Origin of the sequence: Desmospora activa DSM 45169 (assembly GCF_003046315.1) — a bacterium.
Taxonomy (GTDB): domain Bacteria; phylum Bacillota; class Bacilli; order Thermoactinomycetales; family DSM-45169; genus Desmospora; species Desmospora activa.
Map to the genome: position 1 here is coordinate 437,569 of NZ_PZZP01000001.1, position 12,891 is coordinate 450,459.

Below are 12,891 nucleotides of genomic sequence, written 5' to 3' on the forward strand. Positions count from 1 at the left end.
ATGAGGAAGCGAACCTCACATCAAAGGAGGTTCGCTTTATTATTTCAGCCCTTAGCGGAGATAGACGGAGGGATCTGTTTTTCTTTAACAGGTGGCCGGATCAACAGTGGAAGGAGAGAAGCAGCTACCAGCACAAGGGCAATCGTATATAAGGCGGGGGTGTAGGTTTCAGTTAGCTCGCGGATGCGGGCGATCATCAATGGGCTGGGGATGGCGGCGAGGCCCCAGGCGAGAAGCATCCATCCGTAGATGCCGCCGACGTTTTTGGTACCGAAGGTATCGGCGCAAAACGAGGGCATGGTGCCAAAGCCACCACCGTAACAGAGAGCGATCATTGCAGTAGCGGTTACAAACAAAAGGATGCCGTTGAGATGGGGCAAGAGGAAAAAGAGTGGCGCTTGTATTAGGAACATGGTGACAAAAACCTGACGTCGACCGATCCAATCAGAGATAGCAGCCCAGAAAATACGTCCAACGGCGTTAAAGAGAGAGATGGTTCCAACCACAACAGCGGCGGATTGCACCGGGTCCAATCCGATAATCTCCTGCCCCATCGGCGATGCTTGGGAGATGATCATAATCCCGGCAGAGACGTTTAAAAACAGCATGGCGAACATCATCCAAAATTGGCGTGTTTTTAGCGCTTCCTTTACCGTAAAGTCACGATTGGCCCGGGTAGATTGCTCCTGGTGGGAGGGTTGCCACCCCGGAGGAGACCATCCGGTGGGTGGATTGCGATAGAACTGGGCAGCGCCGGTCACCATTACCAGGTAGGCTACACCCAGCAAGGTGAATGTTTGTGTTAGACCCCAAATCTCGATGAGGCGGGCGGCCACTGGGCTCATTAGCAACGCTCCTGCGCCGTAACCGAATACCGCCAAGCCGGTGATGAGGCCGCGCTTATCGGGAAACCATTTGACCAGCACAGCGACGGGCACGATATAACCCATCCCCATCGCCACTCCCCCGATCACTCCATAGGAGAGATACAGCAATGGTAAAGAGTCAGCCACAGCGGTCAAGAGATAACTGAGTCCGTAAAAGATACCGGCAATGGTGGCGACCAACCGTGGACCTTTGCGATCTTGCAGCAATCCGCCCACAATCGTGCCCAAACCGAGAAAGAATATGGCCAGGGTGAAGGCGAGGGAAACCTCCGATCGCGTCCAGCCGTATTGGTTCATCAGAGGATTAACAAAGACGCTCCATCCATAAACCGCCCCCAGGGCGAGTTGCATCACAATCGCCGCTGCAACAATACGCCAGCGATCAGTCTTTTTTACTTGTTCCACGCGATTCCCTGGTCAGAATCCGGTGGCACGGATGAGTATTTACGATTAAAGGGAGGGGAGTATCTGCAAAAGGGGTGCTACATCGATTTTATGATCTTGCTGAATATAAAAAGGCGTCATCGATCTTTCATTCTTTCAGAGACGAGTACAAAGTTGTGAAGAGATTATTACCAGTCGGAGTGTTCGATTGATATCCAGATATAGTAATTGCCGTGTTGCGATCACTGCACAATCGTCGTCACCGGATCTACCAGGATTGCCCCCCCTTCGAATTTGTTAATTTCAGCCAACGGATGATCGGTTTAGTTCTCCTTGGTGGCTGCGGCGGGAAAATGATCCAGCGATGAATCAGTTGTTTTGTTTAGCGGCACAATGCTGACGATGGCATTGTAATCTGGTTCGCCGCTTTCACTGTCAAAATGGCCATAGGGGATCAAGGGGTTGCCTTCTGGCCAATGTACTTGTAGGTTGCCGGGCTGAATACGGGTGATTTTGGCTCGTCCCCGAAATTCGCCTGTGTCCGAACGGAGCAACAGCGGATCTCCTTCCTCGATCCCAAGGGCGCTCGCATCATGGGGGGAGATAAACACGTCGTCCCGATCCGATCCGGTCAGATTATCGTGATTTCCCCACACAATGCTGTTAAACTGCTTTCCGCGGCGGGTACTGACGTGATAACGACCAGGGGGAAGCGCTTCCTGCGGTAGGTTGGCGGGAAAGAAGCGGGCATGGCCGTCAGGGGTGTTAAAGCGGTAATCATCGCATAGACGCGGACCGCCCCATTGAAAGCTGTCTCCCTTTTCCCGCAACTGTTGGATGCCGTCGTAGAGGGGAACGATGCGGGCGATATCTGCTCGGATCTGGTGGGGGCCGTCATAATGGAGCAAATGGGCGGATTCCGGTTTTACCTTTTTGGCGAGTTCCACTGGGATTTGCCACTCCGGTCGGGCTTCACCGATACGGGGTCCAGGGATTTCCGGGCTGTAGATCACACGCCGTTCCGTCGATGTTTCCGTGATGCCACCAGGTGTTTCATAACGGGTTGCCGCCGGCAGGAGAATTACGATTCCGTCTTCATCTTCCGGCTCCACCAACATCTGCGGGCTAACGACAATATCCTGGTGAATGCGGACAGGGATGCGGGTAAGAGCCGTCTCTACATAGGAGGGATCGGGAAGGGTTTCAAGGAAATTTCCACCGATGAAAAACATGACATCGATCTTGCCGTTGTGTGCGGCTTGAATCATGGCGGTCGCTTTCCAGCCCGGCTTTGGGGGTAACGGGAATCCCCAATCTTTTTCAATTTCCTGAGCGGTATCGGGATTGACCGGTCGTCCCATTCCGTAATGAGTGGGGACCGCTCCCATTTCAGCACCGCCTTGTACGCCGGAGTGGCCCCGAATCGGATTGAGGCCGGATTTCGGTTTTCCGATCCGTCCCAATGCCAGCGCCAGATTGGTGATGGCCTGCACATTGTCGGTGCCGTGTCGATGCTGGGTCACACCCATACTCCACACGGTAATCGAGGAATTGGCATCGGCGTACAGGTCGCCGAAGCGGCGCATCTCCTCCCGGGACGTTCCTGCTGATTGCTCCAGCTGCTCCCAACTGAGGGAGAGCAGATGTTGTCGTACAGATTCAAACCCGATGGTGTGTTGCCGAATAAAATCATCATCCGCCTTATTTGTCTCCAGCAGATGTTTTAATACCCCATTGAAAAAAGCGGCATCCCCTCCAGTACCGATTGGGAAGAAGTCGTCCGTCAATTTGGTGCCAAAAACAGCGCTTTCCGCAACGGAAGGTACCCAATAACGATCCAGCCCCTCTTCTTGGTAGGGGTTGACCACTACCACCCGTGTACCCGCTTTTTTGGCATAGTAGATATACTTGGTGGCGACCGGCTGATTATTGGCCAGATTGGACCCTACTAGAATCAAGAGATCGGTGCCGATCCAGTCGGTGTAGGAGATGGTGGTCGCTCCAAAGCCGATCGATCGTTGCAGGGCGATGGTGCTGGGGGCATGGCAAATTCGGGCGGCGTTGTCAATATGGTTGGTTCCGAGAAAGCGAGCCGCTTTGTTGGCGGTGAAGTACGCTTCATTGCCAAGGCCGCGGGAGGTAAGATAAAAGGCGAGATGCTGTGGGTCGGTATGGCGGATTCGTTCCGCTGCCAGCGACAGCGCCTCCTCCCAAGATATACGGGAGAATCCTTTCTCCCCTTTTCTCCGCATCATCGGATAAGGTAAGCGCCCCATTTCCCGTAGTTCCTTGCTACTTTTCTGCTGTAAGTCGGTAACATCGGACAGGGCGGACACATCTAACGCCGGCATGGTGTTCATACGGAGAAGATTTAACCGTACCATGCATAAATGGGTGCCCCCCATCGTCCAATCCTTCATCCCTGTCGTTCCCAATGCACAACCGTCGCAACATCCGTCGTTCAGAATGCGCCACGCGTATCCCAATTGATCCCGGTTATCCCAGGCGACGCGCATCATATCCCGAAAGTGATGCGGTTTCACCTGACCCAGGCCGGTTGGGACCACACTAGCCCAACTTTTTGGATTCCACCTGCGTCGCAACTGCTTTTCCATGAAACGTTCCTCCCATCTTGCCTGCCAGCAAAGAGTGATTTGCGGAGATTAGTGATAAAGTTAGGAAAGTGTTTATTTAAAAGGAGTGCCGAGGTTGTGGTGGAAAGCGTTTTCAAAACGGCGATCAAACGTGATCGTTCCGCAAATGTTCTCTCATTATTGTAGCATAATACGGATGATTAAGAATAATGAAGGAAAACGAATGAATAACAGAAAGGTAAAATGAAATTCATATGTAGGACCCTGTTCATTCGAAACGAGCCGTTAAAAAAAGAAGGCCGGCTTAGCCGACCGACCGAGTCTCGATTGGTATCCCCCTATGAGGATGGGGTTTACCCAAGAATCTCCTATGTGTTTGGTATGGGGAGATGTCAATCTTCCCAAACTTTAACCGAGGTCATACGATCCCCGTTCTTCATGTTTTTGGCGGTTTCCAGTCCTGATGTTACCCGGCCGAACACGGTATGAACCCCGTCCAGATGGGGTTGGGCTTCATGTACGATAAAGAATTGACTAGAACCCGTATCTTTACCAGCATGCGCCATCGATAATACACCGGGTTCATGCTTGTGTGGATTGTCTGCCGTTTCGCAAGGGATGGTGTATCCTGCCCCACCGGTACCGTTGCCGATAGGACAACCTCCCTGGCTGACAAACCCTGGAATCACCCGATGAAAGGTTAAACCGTCGTAAAAACCTTCGTCGGCCAATTTGCAGAAATTGGCAACCGTTCCGGGAGCGGCTTCGGGAAAAAACTCTAGCTCGATCGTTTCTCCGTTTTCCATTTCTATGCGTCCTTTGATAGCCATCATTTGTTTCCTCCCTTCGATTGGACTGTACTATTGTAACATAGGATTGCATCGACGTCGGCTCATTTGGTGTTCATGTCTTGGTCGATTCGGGAACTTTTAGGAAGGGATGGATTTCCAAATGAACGACTCTGCCACGCATGGAGTGAAGATGGACATCCACTCCTGACGCGTTCGATCATAATAGCAAAAGCTACTTTTGGAATAGGGGATTAAGCGCGCTCAGGAGGAGGGGAGGAGGTGTCAACGGATTGGGATGCTGCTGCTTCAATTTGTTTGCTCCAGCGCTGAAATCGTTCCAGGGCGAGACCGTCGTCCAGCAGTTGAGTGGCCCGTTCCATTCCTTCCTCGATGGTACCCACCCTCTCGGCAAACCATAGGCGAATTCCGCTATTCCAAATCACCATATTACGGTGAGTGGAAGATTTTTGCCCTTCCAGTACTTCTAATAGATGTGTCGCCTGTTTCTCAATGGTCCACTCCAGCACCGGTAACTCCCCATCATTAAATCCGTAGTCGGCAGGATCGAGAACCATGGATTGGCTGTTGTCGCCCTGCACCACTGTGATGCGGGCACGTCGATTGACGGGAAGATCTTCCGAGCCGTCTACTCCCTGTACGATTAACCCCCGTCTGACACCGATTCGGGTAAGCAGTACCTGCATTTTTTCAACAGCGGTCTGGTGAAAGACACCGACGGTTTGTAGCGGGGCATCGGAGTAGCGCAGCAACTTTTCCGCTGTATTGAATAACGTGCGGATGCCAATCTCCTCTCGCAGATGGCGCAGATCAGCGAGGGGAGGGCACCAACGCTCTGCGGGAACAAATAGAAATCTGGTCTGATCCGCCGCGGTTTGCAACGCTTCCGGAGAACATCGATCCGGATACAATTTGAGTGAATGGAAGAGATCCAGAGCGGTTGATCCAAACTTAGGTGGAAGGGTGCGGCAGCCATGTAAGGTGACGGGCAGCCCGTCGGCAGCTAAAACAAAGGCGACAGGCAACGTGGCTAAAAACGATTTGCGGCGGCCGTCATAGGGTCCGGCACAGTCGAGACTGTTAGGGATGGGATGGCGGATGATCCGCTCGCGCAACGCATCGACAAAGGAGAGGATCTCATCCGCCGATTCCATTTTGATCCGTTCCGCCACGAGAAACGCACCGATCTGTGCAGGCGTAGCTCGACCGGATATGATTTGCTCTGCACCCGTACGGGCTTGCTCGTAAGATAAATTCTTGGCGCCTTTTTTTCCTCGGCCCACTTCTTTGATCAGGTTAAACATCATAAATCACCTCTTGGGCGGGTGCGGTGCAATAGACGATGAACCTTAATAATTTCACGGGAGATCGCAACCATGGATTTACGTTCATCCATCGCTTGTTTGCGGATCATTTGATAGGCTTCTCCTTCAGACAGCTGTTTGGCGTCAAGCAGAATCCATTTGGCTTGATCGATCCATTTGCGTTCCTCCAGCTTCCGTTTTAAATGATGGTACCCGTCTCGATGCTGGTGGTGCAGGATACTATATTGTAACGCCCATCGCAGTTGGTTTTCATCCATTTTATCGTACAAGATTCCATCCAGATGTTCCAGCGGCTCCATTCCACGCTTATCTGGAGCGCTGCCGTCACAATGCCACAGTTGTGGAATTTTTCTTCTGACGGACACTTGTTTTTGACAATCCATTAAACGGTTAAATGGTACTATCCATACAATGGCATCCATGCCGTTGAGATCTTTTTTTACGCATGCAGGAGTCGTCGTTTTTACTTGGTATCCCGCACGGTGGATACGTTGGTACAAGGGCAAAATGGCATCGGTGTCCGCCAGAGGCTTCGCACCATCCGGTGCCGGTGATGGGGAAGGTCGTTTGTCGACGTTTTGCTTATCTGAAACCAACAGGATAGACTTCATAATCACTAGCGTTAACCCCGATGTTTTTTTTACGGGGAAGAGCGCCTTTTTTCTCCCCTTTCTCTGGCGTTCATGTCGGATCATCTATGATGGGAGACGGTACAATTGTTTTATATCCGATCGGAAAAAGGCTCGGAATTTTTCACTTATCATACATGATTGCGGTTTCTGTGTAAATAAAAATGACAGACGAAATCACCGGAACATAGTATAACCTCATATGTTATTTTTGTTGACATCAAATTTGGTTTATATTACACTAATAACTGTCACAAGGGATGTGACCGGGAACCTGTATCCATACACAATGGGGTGTAAGGATAATAAAAAAGCGAAGCAGTGTCGACTCACAGGTCGTCATTGCCTTCGCTCCGATATAAAAAGGCAACGGGGCCTTGTCAATCGATGGGATTGGCGGGCCCTTTTTCATTAAATCCATCCCTAATCAGGAGGAAGATTGATGGCTCATTTGCGCAAATTTTTAAAAGTAGGGCACTGGCCAAGTTTGCTTTCTTCTTTTCTCTATTTTGATATCAGCTTTATGATCTGGGTAATGTTAGGGGCCTTATCGGTCTATGTTTCCGCCGATCTGGGTTTAACGGAAGCGCAAAAGGGGCTGATGGTGGCGATTCCCATTTTGGGGGGATCGGTATTCCGGATTTTCCTTGGGATATTGACCGACCGGATCGGCGCCAAAAAGACCGGCATCATGGGCATGATGCTTACGATGGTACCCTTATTTTTGTTGTGGGTATCGGGTACGACTTTGCCGGAAGTTTATGCTTATGGATTCTTATTGGGGATCGCAGGAGCTAGCTTTGCCGCTTCGCTGCCTTTAGCCAGCCGCTGGTATCCGCCGCAGTATCAAGGATTGGCGATGGGAATCGCCGGGGCGGGGAACAGCGGTACCCTGTTGGCGACGCTGTTTGCCCCGCGTTTAGCGGAGTTTTTCGGCAGTTGGCATGCGGTGTTCGGTATTGCGATGATTCCGATGGGCGTGGTGTTGTTGGTACACTGGTGGATGGCAAAAGAACCCCCGGAGCAGAGCGCTCCCAAACAATGGTCCGATTATCTGGGGGTTCTAAAGATGAAAGATGCGTGGTTGTTCTGTTTCTTCTACAGCATCACCTTTGGCGGCTTTGTAGGGTTAACCAGTTTTTTGCCGCAATTTTTCAACGGCCAATACGGATTGGCACCAGTGCAGGCAGGTGACTTTGTCACTTTGTGCGTATTGGCGGGAAGCGCGTTGCGACCCGTCGGTGGCTGGATTGCCGACCGCGTTGGCGGTGTGAGGATGTTGCAAGTATTGTTTTTGATTATTGCGGTCCTCTTTGGAGCGGTTTCGCTGTTGTTGCCCTTCGGGTTACAACTGATCCTGCTGTTTTTGGTGATGGGTGCCCTGGGAATGGGCAATGGAGCAGTGTTTCAATTGGTTCCGCAACGATTTAGCAAAGAAATTGGCTTAATGACCGGTATCGTGGGAGCGGCTGGTGGTCTGGGTGGTTTTTTTCTTCCGTCACTGCTGGGGGCGTTAAAGCAAGCGACGGGTACTTTTGCCTCTGGTTTTCTCGTCATTACCTGCCTGGTGGCGGTTGCGTTTGTGGTGATGTGGATGATTGGGCGGGAGTGGAAGCGGCAAATGGCGGTCAAGGAACAAGTAGCGGGGTGAGACGATGAGCGATTTCTTGGGACACTTCCGTGATCAGGAACAAAAACATACGAAAGAGCGAATCTACCCCACCCAGTGTCCCTATTGCAGCATGCAATGCACCATGCGATTGGTGGAGGAGAAAACGCCGTATACCACTCGTTGGAAAGCGGCCCCGAACAAGGACGATCCCGTCGTACAAGGGCGCATGTGTGTCAAAGGAGTGGAAGCCCATGTTCACACCTTGGACCATGAGCGACTGACACAACCGCTGCTGCGCCAAAACGGGCGATGGGTGATGATTTCCTGGGAAGAAGCGCTGGAATGGTTTCAGCGTCGCGTCAAAGAAACACAGGAACGTTACGGTAAAGACGCCGTCGGGGTATACGGGGGTGGTTCCCTCACCAATGAAGAGGCATATCTGTTGGGCAAATTCGCCCGAGTAGCCTTGCAGACCCGCTATATCGATTACAATGGCCGTTTCTGTATGTCTTCTGCGGCGACCGCGGCTAATCAAGCATTGGGAGTGGACCGGGGGCTGACCAACCCGCTGTCGGATATTCCCGCTGCCGACTGCATCATTTTAGCTGGAGCCAATATCGCCGAATGCCAACCGACGATGATGCCTTATTTTCGCAAGGCCAAAGGAAACGGTGCGACACTGATCGCCATCGACCCCCGGGAGACGGCTACAACCAAACTGGCGGATATCCATCTCCGTATTCGTCCGGGTACCGATGCCGCCCTGGTTAACGGGATGTTGAAGGTGATTCTGGAAGAAGGGTATGTGAATGAACCGTTTCTCAAGCAACATACCACCGGTTGGCCGCAGTTAAAAACATGGATTGAGTCGGTATCAACGGATGAAGTAGCAGGGATAACGGGAATCCCCCGGGATACGATCGTTGCGGCCGCTCGGTCCTATGGGCAGGCAGCTACAGGTATGGTGTTTACCGCCAGAGGGGTAGAGCAGCACGCCCACGGGGTAAAAAATGTGCGCAACTTCCTCAATCTAGTGCTGGTGACAGGAAAAATCGGCCGTTGTGGATCGGGCTACGGCGCGGTGACTGGACAGGGCAATGGTCAAGGGGGGCGGGAACACGGGCAGAAAGCGGATCAGCTTCCCGGCTATCGGCTGATCAACAATCCACAACATCGACGCGAGATCGCTCAGGTGTGGGGGATCGAGGAACACGAGCTGCCACAGGCGGGGGTTTCCGCTTATGAGATGTTCCAACGGGTATGGGAGCGGGAGATCCGGGGGATGGTGATCCTCTCCTCCAATCCGGTGGTATCCAATCCCAATGCCACAATGGTGGAGGAAGCGTTGGATCGGTTGGATTTTTTGGTGGCGATCGATTTGTTTTTGTCTGAAACCGCTGAACGTGCAGATTTGGTTTTACCCGGCTCCGCCTATTTGGAGGACGAAGGGACGATGACCAATCTGGAGGGGCGGGTGATACGGCGTCAGGCGGTGCGATCTCTTCCCGGTGAAGCGAAGCTGGATTGGCAAATCCTCGCGCAGATGGCCCAGGTATTGGGGAAAGGAGAGTATTTTTCCTTCTCCTCGGCCCAGGAGATTTTTACGGAGTTGCGACAAGCGAGTCGAGGGGGGATCGCCGACTATTCCGGTATCTCCTATGAGCGAATCGAGCGGGAGGGTGGCGTGTTCTGGCCCTGTTCCGATGAAAACAGCCCAGGAACGGCGCGGTTGTTTGAAGATCACCGTTTTTGGCATCCTGACGGACGTGCAAAATTGATCCCGGTCCCGCATCTGGAGCCGCCTGAGCCCGTCTGTGATACCTATCCCCTTACTTTAACGACAGGCCGTTACATGGCTCACTACCTGACGGGAGTGCAAACCCGAAGAACACCGGCATTGCTAAAAAAAGCGCCGGAACCGCTGTTATCGATCCATCCGGAGACAGCGAAACGGTGGAATGTGGAAGATGGTCAACAGGTGCAGGTCCATTCGCGACGAGGATCGATTGAGATGAAGGTGGAGATTACCACCAAAATCCGGGAGGATATCGTATTTGCCCCGATGCATTGGGGCGGGGAAAATGGTATCAATCGCTTGACGTTACCGGAGTTGGATCCGGAAAGCCGTATGCCTGCATTTAAAACCTGTGCGGTTCGACTGGAACCAGTTATCGCAACACTTCCGACTGAAGGAAAAGAAAGGAGCGATATTGATGGCAAAGCGCAAAAAGTTGGTGTTGGTCGGTAACGGCATGGCCGGGGTGCATGTGGTGGAACATATCTTAAAGTTGGCACCGGATGCCTATGAGATCACGATTTTCGGTAAGGAGCCCCATCCCAATTACAACCGAATTCTGCTGTCGTCAGTGTTGGCGGGAGATACCGATATGAAGGAGATTGTGTTAAACGATTGGGATTGGTATAAACAAAACAATATCCAGTTGCATGCCGGTCATGAGGTAACTGGCATCGATCCGGATGAGCGCAAGGTGTATACCGACAGCGGTTTATCCGCTTCCTATGATGAGCTGATTCTGGCGACGGGTTCTGAAGCCTTTATGTTGCCGTTGCCGGGAGCGGATAAGGAAGGGGTGATCGCCTTCCGCGATATGGAGGATTGTGAAGCGATGATTGACGCTTCCAAGAAATATCGGAAGGCGGCAGTGATCGGCGGCGGTTTGCTGGGGTTAGAAGCGGCCAGGGGGCTGTTAAATCTGGGGATGGAAGTGGATGTCGTCCATATTTTTGACCACTTGATGGAACGGCAGTTGGATCCGCCGGCATCCCGTATGTTGAAACGGGAGCTGGAAAAACAGGGGATGCGTTTTTGGATGGAAAAACAGACGGAACGGATTGTGGGCCGGTCGCGGGCTTCCGGTTTACGCTTTAAAGACGGTTCCAGTCTGGAAGTGGACCTGGTGGTGATGGCTGTCGGCATTAAGCCGCGCATGCAACTGGCGAAAGCGAGCGGGCTACAGATTAATCGCGGTATCGTGGTGGATGATTTTATGGCTACCAGCCTCCCCCATGTTTATGCCGTCGGTGAATGTGCCGAGCATCGCGGTACGGTCTACGGTCTGGTTGCCCCCCATCGGGAGCAGGGAGCGGTATTGGCGAAGCGCCTATGCGAAGTAGAGACCGATCCCTATACCGGCTCGGTTGTCTCCACTCAGCTAAAAGTATCCGGCGTCGATGTGTTTTCCGCCGGTGTTTTCCGGGATGAACCGGAACTGCAATCGATTAAGGTTCAGGACGAATGGCGTGGGATTTATAAAAAAGTGCTGCTGCGGGAGAATCGGATTGTGGGTGGTGTCCTGTTTGGAGATGTTTCCAGTGGTCCGGCACTCTTACGCTGGATTCGCAATCAAGAAGAAATGACGGAAACGATCCATGGAGAGTTGGCGGGTACGCCTTCCACCGCCGCAGCACCGGGGGCATCGGTGCAAGCGATGGCAGACAGCGAGCAGGTATGCGATTGTAACGGGGTTTGCAAAGGGGAGATCGTGGAAGCAATCCGCGAAAAAGGGTTAACCTCCTTGTCCGAGGTGACGAAGTGGACCAAAGCGGGTGCCTCATGTGGGGGGTGTAAACCGTTGGTCGGACAGATCCTACAATTGGAGCAAGGAGACGCATACGATCCGGCGGAACAGCAGAAAACGCCGATGTGTTCTTGTACGACATTATCCCGGGATGAAGTGGTGGAAGCAATCCGTGAAAAAGGTCTTACCATGGTTAAAGAAGTGATGAATGTGCTCGGATGGGAACAACCGGAAGGATGTCCCAGCTGCCGCCCCGCTCTCAACTATTATTTAGGATTGATCTGGCCGGAGAAATATGAAGATGAGCGAGAGTCCCGCATTGTGAACGAGCAGCGCCATGCCAACATTCAAAACGACGGCACCTACTCGGTGGTGCCCCGAATGTACGGTGGGGTTACCTCCCCAGCGGAGCTACGCCGGATTGCGGAAGTGGCGGAAAAATACCAAGTGCGGATGGTAAAAGTGACCGGGGGACAACGACTCGATTTATTGGGAGTGAAAAAAGACGATCTGCCCAAGATTTGGGATGAATTGGGGATGCCTTCCGGCCATGCTTACGCCAAAGCGGTTCGAACCGTCAAAACGTGTGTGGGAGCGGATTTTTGCCGGTTTGGCACTCAGGACTCGATTCAGATGGGAATCGATATCGAAAAGAAATACGAAAACCTGTACACTCCACACAAGGTAAAAATGGCGGTATCCGCCTGTCCACGCAACTGTGCAGAATCCGGTATTAAGGATTTGGGAGTTGTCGGAGTGGAAGGTGGATGGGAACTGTATATCGGCGGAAACGGCGGTACTCACCTACGGTCGGCGGACTTTTTGTGCAAGGTGGAGTCTCAACAGGAAGTGTTGGACATTACTGGTGCCTACCTCCAGTTTTATCGAGAGACGGCCAATTATGGCGAGCGAACTTCTCATTGGGTGGAACGGATTGGCGTTGAACCGATCAAACAAGCTGTTGTTGATGATGAAAACAACCGCCGCCACCTGTTGGAACGGTTGGATAAAACGCTACAACGCCGAGAGGACCCCTGGAAAGCCGATGCGGAAAGTTCTGATGTGCGCCAGGTTTGGTACGAAGAAAAGCAAGTTTCGGTCCAATCATGAAA

8 protein-coding genes are annotated in these 12,891 nt (G+C 52.3%); 3 read left to right on the top strand and 5 right to left on the bottom strand.

The features are described 5' to 3' along the window. Positions 1-44 precede the first annotated feature (44 nt). The 5 genes from C8J48_RS02175 to C8J48_RS02195 form a co-directional block, all read right to left on the bottom strand. Positions 45-1,292, bottom strand: a complete 1,248-nt coding sequence (locus tag C8J48_RS02175) for an L-lactate MFS transporter (RefSeq protein ID WP_211316578.1) — start codon at positions 1,290-1,292, stop codon at positions 45-47. Positions 1,293-1,594: 302 nt separating this feature from the next. Next, a complete protein-coding gene (locus tag C8J48_RS02180; RefSeq protein ID WP_107724737.1) occupies positions 1,595-3,886 on the bottom strand; it encodes an FdhF/YdeP family oxidoreductase in 2,292 nt (763 codons plus the stop codon). A 371-nt stretch (positions 3,887-4,257) separates the two neighbouring features. Next, positions 4,258-4,695 (bottom strand): peptidylprolyl isomerase, encoded by a 438-nt coding sequence (locus C8J48_RS02185; RefSeq protein ID WP_107727547.1) that lies wholly within the window; start codon positions 4,693-4,695, stop codon positions 4,258-4,260. Positions 4,696-4,907: 212 nt separating this feature from the next. After that, a complete protein-coding gene (locus C8J48_RS02190) occupies positions 4,908-5,978 on the bottom strand; it encodes an anthranilate phosphoribosyltransferase (protein WP_170105079.1) in 1,071 nt (356 codons plus the stop codon). Beyond that, positions 5,978-6,610, bottom strand: a complete 633-nt coding sequence (locus tag C8J48_RS02195; protein ID WP_245891168.1) for an ANTAR domain-containing response regulator — start codon at positions 6,608-6,610, stop codon at positions 5,978-5,980. Before C8J48_RS02195 ends, C8J48_RS02190 begins: the two co-directional genes overlap by 1 nt. Positions 6,611-7,070: 460 nt before the next feature. Between C8J48_RS02195 and C8J48_RS02200 the strand changes: the two genes are divergently transcribed. From C8J48_RS02200 to nirB, 3 genes are read left to right on the top strand one after another with little or no spacing between them, the layout of a single operon-like run. Next, the gene (locus tag C8J48_RS02200; protein ID WP_107724740.1) at positions 7,071-8,279 is read left to right on the top strand and encodes an MFS transporter; all 1,209 of its coding nucleotides are present in this window, start codon (positions 7,071-7,073) and stop codon (positions 8,277-8,279) included. 4 nt (positions 8,280-8,283) lie between these two features. Further along, on the top strand, positions 8,284-10,488 hold the full coding sequence (gene nasC / locus C8J48_RS02205) for an assimilatory nitrate reductase catalytic subunit NasC (RefSeq protein WP_107724741.1): 2,205 nt from the start codon (positions 8,284-8,286) through the stop codon (positions 10,486-10,488). After that, positions 10,454-12,889, top strand: coding sequence for a nitrite reductase large subunit NirB (nirB, locus tag C8J48_RS02210; RefSeq protein WP_107724742.1), 2,436 nt, complete (start codon positions 10,454-10,456; stop codon positions 12,887-12,889). Before nasC ends, nirB begins: the two co-directional genes overlap by 35 nt. The last annotated feature ends 2 nt before the right edge of the window (positions 12,890-12,891 follow it).